Origin of the sequence: Clostridium sp. D46t1_190503_E9 (genome assembly GCF_015555225.1) — a bacterium.
GTDB lineage: Bacteria > Bacillota > Clostridia > Clostridiales > Clostridiaceae > Clostridium.
In genome coordinates this window covers 314,894-332,407 of sequence record NZ_JADNKB010000002.1, presented here as the reverse complement: position 1 = coordinate 332,407, position 17,514 = coordinate 314,894, and the positions used below count along the sequence as shown (strand labels likewise).

Annotated in this window: 16 protein-coding genes and 1 tRNA gene; 15 read left to right on the top strand and 2 right to left on the bottom strand. The window is 27.6% G+C overall.

The features are described 5' to 3' along the window. Nucleotides 1-231: 231 nt before the first annotated feature. The 3 genes from I2E83_RS03480 (at nucleotide 232) to I2E83_RS03470 (ending at nucleotide 3,584) form a co-directional block, all read left to right on the top strand. The gene (locus I2E83_RS03480; RefSeq protein ID WP_195428552.1) at nucleotides 232-1,332 is read left to right on the top strand and encodes a PQQ-dependent sugar dehydrogenase; all 1,101 of its coding nucleotides are present in this window, start codon (nucleotides 232-234) and stop codon (nucleotides 1,330-1,332) included. Between the two features lie 227 nt (nucleotides 1,333-1,559). Next, nucleotides 1,560-2,480 carry a patatin-like phospholipase family protein gene (locus I2E83_RS03475; RefSeq protein ID WP_195428549.1) on the top strand — a complete coding sequence of 307 codons (921 nt, stop codon included), beginning with the start codon at nucleotides 1,560-1,562 and terminating at the stop codon, nucleotides 2,478-2,480. Nucleotides 2,481-2,777: 297 nt separating this feature from the next. Next, complete coding sequence (locus I2E83_RS03470) at nucleotides 2,778-3,584, top strand: hypothetical protein (protein WP_195428547.1); 807 nt, start codon at nucleotides 2,778-2,780, stop codon at nucleotides 3,582-3,584. A gap of 298 nt (nucleotides 3,585-3,882) precedes the next feature. Here the strand turns inward: I2E83_RS03470 and I2E83_RS03465 are convergent. Next, nucleotides 3,883-3,965 (bottom strand) — tRNA-Leu (locus I2E83_RS03465). 245 nt (nucleotides 3,966-4,210) lie between these two features. On the opposite strand from I2E83_RS03465, the gene I2E83_RS03460 reads away from it, so the two are divergent. The 12 genes from I2E83_RS03460 to I2E83_RS03405 all read left to right on the top strand — a co-directional run bounded on the left by I2E83_RS03460 (nucleotide 4,211) and on the right by I2E83_RS03405 (nucleotide 16,338). Further along, nucleotides 4,211-4,903 (top strand): iron-sulfur cluster assembly scaffold protein, encoded by a 693-nt coding sequence (locus I2E83_RS03460; protein WP_066894354.1) that lies wholly within the window; start codon nucleotides 4,211-4,213, stop codon nucleotides 4,901-4,903. 20 nt (nucleotides 4,904-4,923) lie between these two features. After that, nucleotides 4,924-5,922 carry a GGGtGRT protein gene (locus I2E83_RS03455; RefSeq protein ID WP_008679645.1) on the top strand — a complete coding sequence of 333 codons (999 nt, stop codon included), beginning with the start codon at nucleotides 4,924-4,926 and terminating at the stop codon, nucleotides 5,920-5,922. Nucleotides 5,923-6,305: 383 nt separating this feature from the next. After that, the gene (locus I2E83_RS03450) at nucleotides 6,306-7,622 is read left to right on the top strand and encodes an NCS2 family permease (RefSeq protein WP_195428545.1); all 1,317 of its coding nucleotides are present in this window, start codon (nucleotides 6,306-6,308) and stop codon (nucleotides 7,620-7,622) included. Nucleotides 7,623-7,785: 163 nt separating this feature from the next. Next, the gene (locus tag I2E83_RS03445) at nucleotides 7,786-8,949 is read left to right on the top strand and encodes a hydrolase (RefSeq protein ID WP_195428543.1); all 1,164 of its coding nucleotides are present in this window, start codon (nucleotides 7,786-7,788) and stop codon (nucleotides 8,947-8,949) included. A 246-nt stretch (nucleotides 8,950-9,195) separates the two neighbouring features. Then, on the top strand, nucleotides 9,196-10,629 hold the full coding sequence (locus I2E83_RS03440) for an amino acid permease (RefSeq protein ID WP_195428541.1): 1,434 nt from the start codon (nucleotides 9,196-9,198) through the stop codon (nucleotides 10,627-10,629). 128 nt (nucleotides 10,630-10,757) lie between these two features. Beyond that, a complete protein-coding gene (locus I2E83_RS03435) occupies nucleotides 10,758-11,045 on the top strand; it encodes a hypothetical protein (protein WP_195264187.1) in 288 nt (95 codons plus the stop codon). 59 nt (nucleotides 11,046-11,104) lie between these two features. Next, nucleotides 11,105-11,986 (top strand): LysR family transcriptional regulator, encoded by an 882-nt coding sequence (locus I2E83_RS03430; protein ID WP_195264186.1) that lies wholly within the window; start codon nucleotides 11,105-11,107, stop codon nucleotides 11,984-11,986. Nucleotides 11,987-12,108: 122 nt separating this feature from the next. Further along, complete coding sequence (locus I2E83_RS03425; protein ID WP_195264245.1) at nucleotides 12,109-13,152, top strand: putative sulfate exporter family transporter; 1,044 nt, start codon at nucleotides 12,109-12,111, stop codon at nucleotides 13,150-13,152. A gap of 222 nt (nucleotides 13,153-13,374) precedes the next feature. Continuing rightward, nucleotides 13,375-14,592, top strand: a complete 1,218-nt coding sequence (locus tag I2E83_RS03420; RefSeq protein ID WP_195428539.1) for an NADP-dependent isocitrate dehydrogenase — start codon at nucleotides 13,375-13,377, stop codon at nucleotides 14,590-14,592. A 117-nt stretch (nucleotides 14,593-14,709) separates the two neighbouring features. Next, entirely contained in the window at nucleotides 14,710-15,525 is an 816-nt protein-coding gene (locus tag I2E83_RS03415) for a glycerophosphodiester phosphodiesterase (protein ID WP_195264184.1), read from the top strand. 77 nt (nucleotides 15,526-15,602) lie between these two features. Next, nucleotides 15,603-15,767: a small, acid-soluble spore protein, alpha/beta type gene (locus I2E83_RS03410; RefSeq protein ID WP_195264183.1), complete on the top strand. Its 165-nt coding sequence runs from the start codon at nucleotides 15,603-15,605 to the stop codon at nucleotides 15,765-15,767. A gap of 106 nt (nucleotides 15,768-15,873) precedes the next feature. Continuing rightward, nucleotides 15,874-16,338: a DUF3284 domain-containing protein gene (locus I2E83_RS03405; RefSeq protein ID WP_195264182.1), complete on the top strand. Its 465-nt coding sequence runs from the start codon at nucleotides 15,874-15,876 to the stop codon at nucleotides 16,336-16,338. Nucleotides 16,339-16,510: 172 nt separating this feature from the next. Here the strand turns inward: I2E83_RS03405 and I2E83_RS03400 are convergent, their stop codons facing one another. Beyond that, nucleotides 16,511-17,440, bottom strand: a complete 930-nt coding sequence (locus I2E83_RS03400) for an NAD-dependent epimerase/dehydratase family protein (RefSeq protein WP_195264181.1) — start codon at nucleotides 17,438-17,440, stop codon at nucleotides 16,511-16,513. Nucleotides 17,441-17,514: the final 74 nt, after the last annotated feature.

Sequence of the window (17,514 nt, the reverse complement as noted above, 5' to 3'; positions counted from 1 at the left end):
TGATGAAAAAGTTATGATTTTGGAATAAAACGATACTATTTAGTATGTATATAGGCTTAACATAAATATAATAAAGATTATGATAAAGAGTATAAGCTTAATTCCTATTCTTTCTATTATTAAGTATAAAAGATATGCATATTTAAAATGCGTAATAAAAATAAATGTTGCAATATAGTTATATATTCATATTATAAAGAAAGTGTTAATTATAATATGGAGGATGCTGCTATGAAAAGAATAATATATAGTGTTTTATCTAATATGTTATCTCGTAGTGAAAATATGAAGAATACAAAAGCTGAATTATCTTCATCAAATAAATTTCCATATAAAATAGAAGTTATAGCAGAAAGCTTATTTGTTCCTTGGGCAATAGACATAAGCAATAATGGAAAAATATATTTTACAGAAAGATTAGGTACAGTTAGGATAATTGAAAATGGTAAACTTAAGGAAGAGCCATTAATTAGATTTACTTCACCTTTCATTAGTAAAGGAGAAGGTGGATTGATGGGAATTGCATTAGATCCAAATCATTTAGAAAATAATTATATTTATGTAATGCATTCATATTTAGAAGGAAATAAAATATATAATCGTGTTGTTAGATTAATTGAAAGAAATAACAATGCATTTATTGATAAAATTATTCTAGATAAAATTCCAGGTGGAGAATTTCATAATGGAGGACGTATAAAGATAGGGAAGGATAAGAAATTATATATATCAACAGGAGATGCAGAAAATCCTAATTTAGCACAAGATGTTAGAAGCTTAGCAGGAAAGATATTAAGGATAGAGTTAGATGGAAGTATTCCTAGAGATAATCCAATTAAAAGCTCACCAATTTATAGTTTAGGACATAGAAATCCACAAGGATTAGCATGGAATTCAAGTAATATGCTATATGAATCAGAGCATGGACAAACAGCACATGATGAGATAAATATTATAAAACCTGGAGCTAACTATGGATGGCCATTAGTACAGGGAGATGAAACTTCTAATGAAATAAAAGTACAGTCACCATTTATTCAAAGTGGAGATATAACTTGGGCGCCATCAGGAATGACTTTTATAAATAAAGGCCCGTGGATAGGTAAATTACTAGTAGCAAATTTACATGGAGAAAAGTTACTTGTAATATCATTAGATTCAAAGGGAACATTAGTAACTAACATAGATTCATTATTTAAAAATAAGTATGGACGATTACGAGAAGCTATTCAAAGTGAGGAGGGATCTATTTATATTACAACAAGTAATAGGGATGGAAGAGGAAATATCAATTTTGGAGACGATAAAATTATAAGATTAGTTCCTAGGTAAGTTAAAATAATAAAGAGATTTCGAATAATATATTATATATTTTAAATTAAGGGGCATTTGTATATAGCCCCTTTAGTATTAGAAAATAAATTCATAACAAGCAATAAATAAAAGTATAAATAATAAATATTTACTTAGGCAATATCAGTATTATATAATTCAATTAATTAAGGGAATATATTACATATTTGCAATGTATAGTGAGAATTTTGCTAAGAGAGGTTAATATGAGTAATTTATTAGAAGATTTTAAAATTGGGATTGTACTTTCTGGAGGAGGGGCTAAGGGATCTTATGAAGCAGGAGTTTTTAAAACATTATGGGAACTAGATTTAATAGATAATGTGAAAGTTATATCTGGAACTTCTGTAGGATCTGTGAATGCGTTGTTATTTGCAATGAATGATAGAAAAATTATAAAAGATAGCTGGAGTAGTATAACTTATTCTAGATTTATAAAGTTACAAGAAAAAACTAGAAATAAAAAAATATCTGAATTTATTAAGAATATAGCTCATGGAAAATATGAGAGCAGTATGATAGAGCAGATAAAAAATAATGATATAGGACTTTTATCACAAATAGGTATAGAAAATTTTATAAGGGAATATGTAAATATAGATACGATAAATGTGCATAATAGAGATATTTATGCATGCGCATATAATATAGATAAAGAAAGAGCGGAGTACTTTAAATTAAATGACTATAGTAATGAAGAAATACTGAATATAGTTTTAGCATCTTGTGCTATACCAATAATTTTTAGCCCTATTAAAATTAAAGATGATAGATATGCAGATGGAGGTATTAAGTCGCCAGAATACTCTAAAAATAATGTTGATAATATTCCAATAACTCCATTAAAAAACTATGATTGTGATTTAATTATTGTTGTAGGTTTATCTAATAAGGATAACGTAAGTAAGGAAGGATTCGACAAAAATAAAATTATAGAAGTATATCCATCTAAAAAAATAGAATTAGTTAATGGCTCAGGAAGCTTGATGATAAATAAAAGCAAGATGCTTGATAATATTGAATTAGGATATAGAGATTCTATGATTAAATTAGCTCCTTTAATTGTTAAGATTATTAAAGAAAAGTATAGTAGAGAAAAAATAATACAAAGGAATAGCATTTTTTAATACTATCCCTTTAATTGTTATTACATTGATATTGATAATTATAAAAGTGATAGAAGTTAAAATATAAGAAGGTCTTCATAAAAAATTATTTTTGATTATAGCTTAATAGCAAGGGATTCTGATAAGAGTCCCTTTTTTGCATCATAATATAATCATAAAAATAAGTTATATAGTAGTTAAAATTTATTTAGATAAAAATAAGGTAATTAAATTAAATAAGGTGATTTATTGCATATTTATATAGTATGGAGTAGTTACTAAAAAATATATTAAGTAACTACAAGGGAGGGGGATAAGGTGTATTGTGTAATACAAGAAATAGGGCTTAAGAAAGAAAATACTTATGGAGAATACAAAGAACTTGAGGCATATTATACATCATCAGCTACATATGGAGTTGATGTTGGATATTATGAATATAGATATACAGGGGGGAGATTTAAAAGACCTATAAAAAAAGCTTATAAGATAAGTATCCATAAGAGTTATAGAGAAGCTGGTAAGGTTAAAAAGAAGCAATGGAGTATATGTACTATTGAATATTATGATATTGCCACTGATTCTGATATGTGGATAGGTGATTATTGCGATTTAAATAAGAAAATTGAGGCAATAGGGGTAACAGAAGAAGAGCTTTGTAAAATGGTATATAATAAGCTGAATTCATTAGTTGAAAGAATAGAACGGGAATATAAGAAAACGAAAGAATACGAAATTCATAAGAAACATGAAAAAATAATCAATAAATATATAAAAGATAAAACAAATTTTGAAGAAAAATATGGAAGGTATTCTTATGATAAGTGCTATGATGTTTTTGGTGTACTTAGAAATAATGAAATGCTAGATAATATTAAGAAGCAATATGAAGAATCTAAAGAACAGCAGCGTAGTTACTATGAAAATTTTAAAAGTAACTACAATAGTTATAATTCAAGTAGTAGTTATCAGAAAAATAAACATAGTAACTACAGTGAAGAGGATAGAGACAAGTATAAAAAAATATATAAAACTTTAGTAAAAGTATATCATCCAGATATAGCGAAAGATGATGGAGAAATGATGAAAGTAGTTAATAAGCTTAAAGTGGAATGGGGGATATAGTAGTTACTTAATATATTTATGTAGTAACTACACTAGAGTACCTTGATGTGAATAGTTTTAAAAATATTGTATGATGAAATAAATATAAAGGCAAAAATTAAAGATATACGTAACAATAAAATAGTATATAGTAGATTTTATGGATTAGAATGTATATAAGAACCATGACAAGGATATTAGTTTTAATAGTTAAATATTATCGAGTGGTTTTTACTTTAAATTAAAAGTGATAAAAATATAAAAATGGCTTTATCAAAAGGTATTCAAACCTAGTGATAAAGCCATTTCTTACAATTATTGGTGCCGGCAGAGGGAATCGAACCCTCACGGTTTCCCGCATGATTTTGAGTCATGTGCGTCTGCCAGTTCCGCCATGCCGACTGACTACAAAAGCTATTATATCAGAAGTGGATTAAAATAGCAAGTAGTAAAATTTAATGGAATGAAAGGGAAATTTTTTATAATATTATGTTGTTTGAGATTTGGACATCTGTTATTATATAGGTAGGATAAATTTGCCCATGGTGGGATGGGCTTTGTCCCGATTACTTGTAGTCTACATATTTTAAAAGGTGTTCATAAGCCAATAGGACTATAGCAATCTATAATTAGGGAGGAGATATAATATGATGTATTCAAGAGAAGTGGAAGAAATGTGCGTTGTTGCTAAGGGACCAAATCATGGACCTGCACCAATTCCTGTTGAAGGAAGATGGGTACAAGCTAAAGAGGTAAAAGACATTTCAGGATTAACTCACGGAGTGGGTTGGTGTGCACCTCAACAAGGAGCTTGTAAATTAACTTTAAATGTTAAAGATGGAATAATCGAAGAAGCATTAGTTGAAACAATTGGATGTTCAGGTATGACTCATTCAGCTGCTATGGCTTCAGAAATATTACCAGGAAAGACTATATTAGAGGCATTAAATACAGATTTAGTTTGTGATGCTATTAATACAGCAATGAGAGAATTATTCCTTCAAATAGTTTATGGAAGAAGTCAAACTGCATTCTCAGAAGGTGGACTACCTATAGGAGCTGGACTTGAAGATTTAGGAAAGGGACTTAGATCACAAGTTGGTACTATGTATGGAACAGTTGCAAAGGGATCAAGATACCTAGAAATGGCAGAAGGTTATGTAACTAAAATTGCTTTAGATGCAAACAATGAGATTATTGGATACAGATTCGTTCACTTAGGAAAGATGATGGAAATGGTTGCTAAGGGAATGGATGCTAATGAAGCTATGGAAAAAGCTACAGGACAATACGGTAGATTTGACGAAGCAGTTAAAGTTATCGATCCAAGACACGAATAGTTTGAAGGGGGAAAAGTATTATGCCATTATTTGAAAGTTATGAAAGAAGAATTAATCAAATCATTCCTGTATTAGAAAAGTACGGAATGACTAAAATAGAAGATGCAAAAACAGTTTGTGATGAAAAAGGTATAGATGTTTACGATATCGTAAAATCAACTCAACCAATTGCTTTTGAAAATGCTATGTGGGCTTATACTTTAGGTGCTGCTATAGCTATTAAAAAAGGATGTGTAAAAGCTGCAGATGCTGCTGAAGCCATCGGAGAAGGATTACAAGCTTTCTGTATCCCAGGCTCAGTTGCAGATGATAGAAAAGTTGGTTTAGGACATGGTAACTTAGGAGCTATGCTTTTAAGAGAAGAAACTAAATGTTTTGCTTTCTTAGCAGGACACGAAAGTTTTGCAGCAGCAGAAGGTGCTATAAAAATAGCTGAAAAAGCTAATAAAGTAAGAAAAGAACCATTAAGAGTTATATTAAATGGTTTAGGAAAAGATGCTGCATATATTATATCAAGAATAAATGGATTTACTTATGTTGAAACAAACTTTGATTTCTTCACAGGTAAATTAGAAATAGTTAGAGAAGTTCCATATTCAAATGGACCAAGAGCTAAAGTTAAATGTTATGGAGCAAATGATGTTAGAGAAGGTGTTGCTATAATGCATCATGAAGGAGTTGACGTATCAATCACTGGTAACTCAACTAACCCTACAAGATTCCAACATCCAGTTGCTGGAACATACAAAAAGGAATGTGTTGATCAAGGAAAGAAATACTTCTCAGTAGCATCTGGTGGTGGTACAGGAAGAACTCTTCACCCAGATAACATGGCAGCAGGTCCAGCTTCATATGGTATGACAGATACAATGGGAAGAATGCACTCAGATGCACAATTTGCAGGATCTTCTTCAGTTCCAGCTCACGTTGAAATGATGGGATTAATTGGAATGGGAAATAATCCAATGGTTGGAGCTACTGTTGCAGTTGCTGTTGCTATAGAAGAAGCAATGAAATAATAAAATAATACACTGGAAATAATAAAATTAAGATTGTGGTAATTATGAAGAGAAACCTTTATTATTACCACAATCTTTTTTTTATTTGCATTCGAAGGCCTGTATTATAATTATTATCTATAAGTAAAAGAAAAATTCATTTTTTATAAAATAAAAGGAAATAATATTTATTAACAGAGAGAAGAAGTTATCTTTGATAATAAAATACAATTATAAATTAACGAATTATAATGCTAAAAAAATGATAAAAATATACATATGTAAATATTATCACAGAAAATAATTATAAATAAATAAAAAATATTCGTTTAATACTTGGATTTTATTTTGAAATGGTGTATTATAGTTCATGGATTTATAAAATAATACGAAAGAGGGATAAAATGAAAAAAGAATCAAAAGCTAATCAAATTATCGATAGATATTTTGGGATAACAGAAAGTGGATCTAATATAAAAAGAGAAATGTTGGCAGGAATAACTACGTTTATGACAATGGCGTATATATTAATTGTTAATCCTTCTATTCTTTCACAAGCTGGAATGGATAGTGGAGCTGTATTCACAGCAACAGCATTAGCAGCTGTTATATCAACTTTAATCATGGGATTATATGCTAAGCTTCCATTTGCTCAGGCACCAGGTATGGGATTAAATGCTTTCTTTGCATTTACAATTGTAATAGGAATGGGATATTCATTCCAATTTGCTTTAACAGCGGCATTCTTAGAAGGTATAATATTCATTTTACTTACTGTGTTTAATGTTCGTGAAGCTATAGTAGACTCTATACCGGCAAATATTAAAAAAGCAATTTCAGTAGGTATAGGCTTATTTATTGCGCTTATAGGTTTAGAAGGAGCAGGTGTTATTGTTAAAGGTGAAGGGACATTAGTTTCACTTGGAGATATAACAAAGGGGCCAGCTTTATTAGCAGTTATTGGTATAGTTATAACTGGGATATTAATGGCTAAAAACGTAAAGGGTGCTTTATTTTTAGGTATGATAATAACAGCAATTATAGGAATTCCAATGGGAATTACAAACATACCTGATGCAATTATAAGTGCACCACCTTCAATTAGTTCTGTATTTATGAAATTTGAATGGAATAACATATTTTCTTTAGACATGTTAATAGTTTTATTTACATTATTATTTATGGATATGTTTGATACAATTGGAACATTAGTTGGAGTTGCTACAAAAGCAAAAATGTTAGATAGTAATGGTAAAGTTCCAAATATTAAAAAAGCACTTCTTTCAGATGCAGTTGGAACAACATTAGGAGCTTGTCTAGGAACTAGTACTGTAAGCACATTTGTTGAAAGTGCATCAGGAGTTGCTGAAGGCGGAAGAACTGGATTAACAGCAGTTTCAACGGCAATTATGTTTATATTAGCATTATTCTTTGCACCATTATTTGGAGTAATTACGCCAGCAGTAACATGTTGTGCATTAGTTTTAGTAGGGTTATTTATGCTAGAGCCAATAAAAGAAATAGATTTAGAAGATTGGACAGAAGCTTTACCAGCATTTTTAACTATCATAATGATGCCATTAGCTTATAGTATTTCAGATGGGATGGTATTTGGTGTTTTATCTTACATAATACTTAAAGTATTTACTGGAAAATATAAGGATATTACTATACCAACTATAGTAGTAGGAATAATATTTGTTCTAAAATTTTTAATATAAATTTACATTATAATTATATAGAATTTAAGAAAAAGCTTAGGAGTATTTAAATTTATTCCTAAGCTTTTATTAGTTACAATTCAAATAATAAAAATTGTAAAATAAATAAAAAAATGGTATATTAGATAATGATTAAATTGAATAGATAGTATGGGAGATAATTATGGAGAATAATGATGTTAAAAAAGAAAGAACTGAGGATTTAAAAGTTAGGATAATTGCAGGGGTAATTATTGTGCTTATTATATCAGGATATTATTTATATGCAATTAACTATACAACTAGAGGTATGATAAATAATTTTCTAAATAAAAGAGAAGGGAAGATATTAAATAATGAATTTAGTGAAAAAATTAAATCAGCTAACCTTTCAACAGATTATACAGTAGAACAAGCAATGAATGATATTGAAACTCTAGAATTAAACACAATAAATTTACCAATTGTTATAAATATAGATGATATAGATTCAAGTACTATGGATGTAGATGGCAATAGTTTGGAAAGAGCGAGGTTAATTTTAAAAGAGCTTAAAGGAAAAAAGATAAATGTAATATTGGAGCCCTATCCATGGATTGCAAATGGGAGTAAATATGAAACTGATTACAATCCTTCGGATAAAGAAAGTTTCTTTTTAAATTGGAAGCAAAATGTATTAAAGCCTATAATAGATGAAATAGCTATTCCTTATAGAGTTGATGCAATAAATATTGCTACAGGGTTTACAAATCTAGAAGGAATGGAAAATGAATTTTGCGATATGATAGATTTTACAAGAGAGTATTATAAAGGATTAATTACTTATAGGACAAGCTTTTGGACAACAGCTAATTGGGATGATGAAGTTACAAAAAATCAAGTGGATGAGTTAAATAAAAAATATAATGAGAAATTAAATAATAAGATATTTTCAAAGGTGGACTTTATATCTATTGCTTCATATTTTGAGCTAACTGATAACGATATAAACACTGTTGATAATATTGAAAAAGCACTGATTTCATCTCAAAGATACAATAGAAAACAAGAAATTAAGGAACAGGTTGAAAATTTTTATGATAAGTGGAATAAACCAATTTTCTTTGGAGAACTAGGATTTCCTAAAACTACTAAAGCAACAGTTGAGCCATGGAATCCATATCTTTCAAAAGAAATAAATATGCAAGAACAAGCAAATGGTTTTGAAGCATACAGAAGAATTTATGAGGCAGAACCATGGTTTTTAGGTTTTTCACTTTTTGCAGTAGGTAACAAAGAAGGCGATAAGATGTATTATCCAAGTGAAGAGACAGTAAATGTTATAAATAGATGGTTTGAATTGGAATAAAATATAAAATATTTAATAAGACTTGTACATTTTGTAATATGATAAGAATTTTTAGGGAATTGTAATAATATATTATAAATGGATAATAAAATGTTTAATATTATCAATAAAATATTAAAAAAATGCTAATATAATAAAAAAATCTAGATGAATAAAATATTTTTTATTGTAGGAATATATTGCTGTTGGTAAAATGATTATGGATTAATATTTTTATTAATACCCGAAAGTTTAAGGAGGCGCGTTATGGGAGAAGACGCTAAAAAGATTAGGTGGTACAACTTAGCATTAATGGCATTTGTATCAGTTTGGGGATTTGGAAATGTGGTAAATAACTTTGCAAATCAAGGCTTAACTGTAGTTGTATCATGGATATTAATAATTGGTTTATATTTTGTTCCTTATGCTTTAATGGTTGGTGAATTAGGTTCAACTTTTAAAGATGGAAAAGGAGGAGTAAGCACATGGATTAGACAAACTATGGGACCAACTTTAGCATATTTTGCTGGGTGGACTTATTGGGTAGTACATGTACCTTACTTAGCTCAAAAGCCTCAGGCTGTTTTAATAGCACTTGGATGGGCTGTAAAACAAGATGGAACTTTTATAAGCAATATGAATACGCTTGTAGCACAAAGTTTAACACTTGTAGTATTTTTAGCATTTTTATGGGTAGCATCTAGAGGTATTACATCTCTAAAGAAAATTGGTACTATTGCAGGTACTTCAGTTTTTGTAATGTCTATGCTATACATATTATTAATGGTAGCAGCACCTGCTATAAGAGGAGTAGAAATAGCTACAACAAATATAACATGGGAATCAATTATACCTAATTTTGACTTTACATACTTTACAACATTATCAATGCTAGTTTTTGCAGTTGGAGGCGCTGAAAAAATATCTCCATATGTAAATAATATGAGTAAACCTAGTAAGGAATTTCCAAGAGGGATGATAGTACTAGCTGCTATGGTTGCTGTTTCAGCTTTACTTGGATCAATGGCTATGGCAATGATGTTTGATTCCAACAATATCCCAAAGGATTTATTGATGAATGGTCAATACTATGCATTTAAGATGTTAGGTGAATATTATGGATTAGGAAATTTATTTTTAATAGTTTATGCAATAGCAAATATGCTTGCACAAATATCAGCATTAGTATTTTCAATAGATGCACCACTTAAGGTTTTAATTGGAGATGCTGATGAAAACTATATACCAAGAAAATTAACTAAGACTAATAAATACGGTGCTCCTATAAATGGATATGCTATGACTGCTATATTAGTTGGTATATTAATTATGGTTCCAGCATTAGGTATTGGTGATATGAATGCATTATTCGATTGGTTATTAAAACTTAATTCAGTAGTAATGCCATTAAGATATTTATGGGTATTCTTAGCGTTTATAATGCTTAAAAAGCTTTCAGATAAGTTTAATTCAGATTATAAATTTGTAAGAAATAATAAAGTAGCTTTAGGATTTGGAATTTGGTGCTTTATATTTACAGCATTTGCCTGTGTAATGGGTATATTCCCAAAAGGAGTTGAAACATATTCAAGTGAGTGGTGGTTCCAAATCTCTCTTACTGTAATTACAATACTTGTATTATTAGGTTTAGGAGCTATTTTACCTAAAATTGCAAAGAAAGATAAAAATACATCAAAATAATAATAAGAGTTATAATAAACCTTTTAAAGAAATAAGAAATATCTCTTATTGAAAAAGTTTTTTTCTTATGGTATAATACCTTTATTGTAGCGAAAACTAACAATATAAAATAAAGAGGTAGGTTTATTATGAGTAGTGGATTAAAAACAGGATTGTACTTAGTAGGCGGAGTTTTAATAATTGGATTGGTTTCAGCTTTAGCTATCCAACTTTTGGTATGGATATTACCTTTTATAATAGTTTTATATATAGTATTTAAGATAAAAGGATACTTTGATAGTAAAAGGAGGAAGAAATCAACCAATAATAGTTATAGCTACGAGACTAAATCAAACTTAAATAATGATTATTCAAATCGTGTTGATGATTCTGTTGGAGAAGTAATTGATGTAGAATATGAAGATTTAAATAAATAATTTATTATGGAACTCAGCAATTGCTGAGTTCTTCTATTTATGAGAAAGGGGTTTAAACCATGAATTTTAGGAAACTTAAGATATTTTATGAAACTGCTAAACACTTAAATATGACAAAAGTAGCAAAGGAAATGTATATAAGTCAACCTTCAATTAGTCAAAGCATAAATGAATTGGAAGCAGAACTCGGTGTAAAGCTGTTTGATAGAATAGGTAAAAAATTATTTTTAACTCATGAAGGAGAGGTTTTTTTAAATTATACAAGAAGAATTTTAAATTTATATGATGAAGGGTTTAAAAGTTTAAGAGAATTTACAGATAATAAAAAAGGTAAGATTATTATTGGAGCAAGTACAACGATTGGAACATATATACTTCCTTATATAATTAAGGATTTCTCTAGTAAGTTTAGGGATATTGAAATATCTTTAATTATTGAAAATACAAAAAATATTGAAAATTTAATTTTAGAAAATAAAATAGATCTTGCATTTGTTGAAGGTGAAATCCATTCAGAAGAAATAATAAGAGAAGTTGAATGGAAGGATGAATTAGTATTTATTTGTGGAGATGAAAATGAATTAAAAAATTTACAAATAGTATCAGGAAAAATGTTAGAAGATCAAAAATTAATTATGAGAGAAGTAGGAAGTGGAACAAGAGAACACACAGAATTATTTTTTAAAAAGAATAAAATAAAATTTAATACTTTTTTAGAGTTAGGTAATACGGAAGCTATAAAAAGAACTGTTGAGGCAAATCTTGGAGTAGGATGTGTTTCATATAGAGTGATAGAGGAGCAAGTTAATGCAGGAAAATTATTTTATTTTAGACTTGAAGAAGGGAAAATTGAGAGAGATTTATATTTAATAATGCATAAAGATAAATTTATATCTAATAATATTAATATGTTTATAGAATATATAAGAGATAAAAGATAAAAGGTATATAAGTAAATAGTTATTATAATAATAAAGTAATAATATTTTACCTTTAAGTAAATAACATCTATAATAAGGTCGTAACAAAGATATATAAAATTTATAGATTTTGAGGTGAGTACATAGTGAAAAAAGTAAAAAGCATATTACCTGGACTTATAATTTGCTTAATTATAGGTGTTATTTCAGAAGTATTAGGGAAAAAATTTTCTACAGTAGGAGCTGCAAGTTTTGCTATATTTATAGGTATAATAGTAGGAAATACAATATTTAAAGGAAATAAATATGATAATGGTACTAAATTTGCAGAAAAAGATCTTTTAAATTATTCTATAGTTCTTATGGGTGCGAATTTAAATTTAGGTGAGATATTAGGTCTTGGCTTTAATGGACTTATTTTTGTTATTTTACAAATGACATTAACAATTATAATAACATATTGGATAGGAAGAAAACTTAAATTTAATAGAAAATATTGTTTGCTTATGTCATCAGGAAATGCAGTTTGTGGTTCATCTGCAATAGGTGCAACAGCACCAGTTATAGATGCTGATGATTCTGATAAAGTAATATCTATAACAATAGTAAATGTTATAGGAACTATTTTAATGATTTTACTACCATTTATAACTGCGGCATTATATAATAATGAAACACTTCAAACATCAGCTATGATGGGGGGAATATTACAATCAGTAGGGCAAGTAATAGGTTCAGCGAAATTTGTTTCAGATGATGTTGTAAAATTAGCAACGGTATTTAAAATTATAAGAATAATATTATTAGTTGCAATTGTATTAGTTTTTGAAAAAATAGATTTATCTAAAGAATCTTCTGGTAATGAAGAATCAGAAATTAAAGTTAGTAAGGAAGAAAAAAAGGATAGTAGTAATGTAGCTAAAAAGAGAAAAATTAATATTCCATGGTTCATAAATGGTTTCTTTATAATTTGTATATTATATACTATAGGTGTTGTACCACAGTTTATATCTTCTATGTTTAAATGGATTAGTAGTAATTTTGAAATCATAGCATTAGCAGGAATAGGAATGAGAGTTAAAATAAATGATTTAATAAAAGAAGGGCCAAAAGCAATGTTATATGGAGGAGCAGTAGGAGTCAGTCAAATAATATTTGCTATAATATTAATAGCCATTTTCTTCTAGAAATAAATATTAAATAAAATAATAATCTGATACTAAAATTATAAATATTTTAGTATCAGATTTTTTATTTATTATAAATAACCTTAAATTATTTAAGTTATCATTTATTATTAAACATAGTAAATATTCTATGTAAATAGACACAATAATAAACTTAATTGTAAAAAATAAACTTATAATGTATAATTAGCTTATTAAAAATTAAATATTGGGGGGCTAAACATGAGTAAAATAAAGATGATAACACCATTAGTTGAAATGGATGGAGATGAAATGACGAGGATTCTATGGGGCATTATAAAAGATGAATTGTTAAATCCATTTATTGATTTAAAAACAGAGTACTATGATTTAGGATTAGAGTATAGAAATAAGACTAATGATAGTATTACTGTAGATGCAGCAGAAGCAATAAAAAAGTATGGTGTAGGAGTAAAATGTGCTACAATTACGCCTAATGCAGCAAGGGTCAAAGAATATAATTTAAAGGAAATGTGGAAAAGCCCTAATGGAACTATAAGAGCTATTTTAGATGGTACAGTTTTTAGAGCACCCATAATAATTGATTCTATAAAACCTTATGTGAGAACATGGAAAGAACCTATTACTATAGCAAGACATGCTTATGGAGACGTATATAGGGATATAGAAATGAAGATTGAAGAGAAGGGAAAAGTAGAATTAGTTTTTACTAATGAATCTGGAGAAGAGGTAAGAGAGCTTATCCATAACTTTGAGGGTGATGGGGTAGTTTTAGGAATGCATAATTTAAATAAATCTATAGAAAGTTTTGCTAGAAGTTGTTTTAACTTTGCAGTTGATACAAAGCAAGATTTATGGTTTGCATCAAAGGATACTATTTCCAAGAAATACGATCATACCTTTAAAGATATATTTCAAGATATATTTGATAAAGAATATAAAGAGAAATTTGATGAGCTTAATATAGAGTATTTCTATACATTAATTGATGATGCAATAGCAAGAGTTATAAAATCAAAGGGAGGATACATATGGGCATGCAAAAACTATGATGGTGATGTTATGAGTGATATGGTGGCAACTGCTTTTGGGTCTCTTGCAATGATGACTTCAGTACTAGTTTCACCAGAAGGATATTATGAATATGAAGCAGCTCATGGAACTGTGCAAAGACATTATTACAATCATCTAGCAGGAAAAGAAACATCTACTAATTCTATAGCAACAATATTTGCTTGGTCAGGTGCATTAAGAAAAAGAGGAGAACTAGATAATTTAAATGAATTAGTAGAATTTGCAAATAAATTAGAAGAAGTATCTATAAAGACAATTAATGAAGGATATATGACAAAAGATTTGGCTCTTTTATCAGATTTAGAAGATATTACAGTAACTAATTCTTATGATTTTATAAAGCAAATAAGAATTAGATTAGAAGAGTTTTATAAAAATAAATAAAGAATAGTAGTATAAGCTGTCTAAATTTTTAGACAGCTACTGTTTTTTAGAAAATTAAGTGATATAATTTTATTATGGCAATTAATGGTTTTAAAATTGAATATTAGGAGAAGATTTATGAAGAAAAAAATAATTATAATTTCATCTATTGTTTTAGGAATAGTATTAATATGTTTAATAAGTATGTTTTTATTAACTAAAGCAACTCCCATAGAAGATGGAAGTTTAGAATGGATTAAGAATATTAAAATATCTCATAGAGGTCTACATAATAATAATGAAATACCTGAAAATTCTTTAAAAGCATTTAAAAATTCTATTGATGAAAATGTCGCTATAGAATTAGATGTTCAGTTAACTAAAGACAACAAAGTTGTTGTGTTTCATGATTATAATTTAGAGAGAATGACGGGATCAAATAAAAATTTAAATGAATTAGACTATATAGATATTTTAGATTTAAAACTCTTAAATACCAATGAATATATACCTACTTTAAATGAAGTTTTAGAACTTATAGATGGAAAAGTTCCATTACTTATTGAAATAAAAAATGAGGATAAAGTTGGAATCCTTGAAAGTGAAGTTTATAGTATAATAAAGGATTATAATGGAGATGTAGCTGTTCAAGCCTTTAATCCATTTGTTTTATCCTGGTTTAAAAAGAATGCTCCAGAAATACCTAGGGGACAATTAGCAGGATCTTTTGATGATTCTGATTTGCCTGGATACAAAAAGTTTGCATTGAGAAATTTACTTTTAAATTTCGAAAGTAAACCAGCTTTTATAGCATATGAAGTTGATTATTTGCCAAAAGCTGTAGTTAAATTTCAACGTAAAAGAAATGTTCCTATATTAGGATGGACTGTAAAAGCAACAACTGATTTAGAAAAAATAAAAGAAAATTGTGATAATATAATATACGAAGAATAATAAAAAAATAAGTCATTATTTAGAATAAAAATACCTAAATATCTTGAAAATATATATGAGGTAGGAGGTGTTTTTATATGGCACATAAAAACAATAAAAATTCTAAAAAAAATAAAAAAGCAGGGCAAAAAACTAAAACAGAACTAAAAAAAATGAAGATGGAAACTGCTGATGAAGTTGGATATTCTAAGGAATCTAGAAAGCTTGGTAAAAATAAACCAAGATCTGAAGAGAAGAATTAATAACTATAAAAAATAAAAGGATGTAATCCTTTTATTTTTTATAGCAATTTACTCAAAAAGATGTAATAATATTATTATGATTATAAGTTATATAGGGGGATTATAAATGAGTAATTATAATGTAGGTATAAAAATAGATTACCCAATAGAAAGAGTATTTAAAGTTTTTATTGATTTAAATAAAAAAGAAATGCCAAAGTTTAATGATAAAAATCCAACAGAAGTAAGTTATAAAAAGGTAATAAAACAAGTAGGAAAACAAAAAATTGAAATGGAAACTCGTATAACTGGATATGAAAAAAATAAGCTATATGAGGTAACAAATTCAATAAGCAATGATAAATATATTTCAAAATATGAATTTAAAGAAATAGATTCAAATTCTACAGAGATATTATTAAGTGAAACACAAGAAATGATGGGATTTACATCATCATTAACGTTATTATTTCAAAAATTTAATGCAAAGAAAAAATTAAAAGCTAAGATGCAAGGAATAAAGGCAGTATTAGAACAAGAATTAGAAAGAAGAGATGGAGGAAATAATAGTTCTAAAAGCGAAATAGAATAAAAATTAACCATCTAATAAATAATTGGTTATAAAAATAGCGTTCTTTATATAGAAATTGAATATGTTATAATAAGCAAAGAGCACCTGATAAGAATAAATGTATCTTATTAGGTGCTCTTTGTTTAAAAATATTTAAATTAACTAGTAAATTATAGTTTTAAGACGAATTTTTTTATTTATTTAATGCTTTTACTAGCTTATAATCTTTGTAAAAAGGCTTTTTGTCAACATACCATTTATATGACATTTCTAATCCTTCTTTTAAATATATAACTGGTAAATGAAATCCATTTTCCCTAAGGTCCATTATATTTAAATTAAAGTTAGTGCTTCTAAAAGGGAAGTAACTTCTAACTTCTGAATTAGATAAAGGAACTTTTTTGATTTTGGCATCTTTATTTAAAATAGATGCACAAGATTTAATCACTTCATCCCAAGAATATAAATCAGGGCTAGTTAAATTATATGCTCTATTATCGTTATCATTATATATTGCACATTCAAATGCTTTAACTAAATCTTGGATGTGGATAAATTGAACCTTAACATCATCTTCCGGAACTAATATAACCTCATCATTTTTTATTTTATCAAAGAAAAAACATTCTCTATATAAGTTATTTCCTTCACCATAAATATAAGTAGGTCTAAATATTGTTGCATGTAATCCATTATTTTTTATTAATTCATTTATATAATATTCAGCTTGTAATTTATTATATCCATAACTACCCCAAGTAGAATTTTCTCCTTTATTAGCATCTTCTTTAATATTTTCAGCACTTGGGATATATACTGCTGCAGATGAGCAGAAAATATATCTTTTTAAAGAAGAGGGATTAATATATGAAAATAGAATTTCAACATCATCCTTTGAGTAAGCAGATATATCAAATATTACATCATATTTTTTATTATTTAAAGCATTTTTTAAAGCTTCCTTATTTCTTCTATCACAGATAATATGATTTTTGTATCCTGAATAATTTATTTTTCTTAGACCTCTAGTTAAAATATCAATATCGTAGCCACGACTAATTAAATAGGTTGCAAGAGATTCTGAAACAAATTCACTTCCACCTAATAATAAAATTTTAATCATTTTTTCCTCCTTTAATAACATAACAAAACCCCTCTCATTAACATAGTATATACATAATTTTCATAGTATAAACA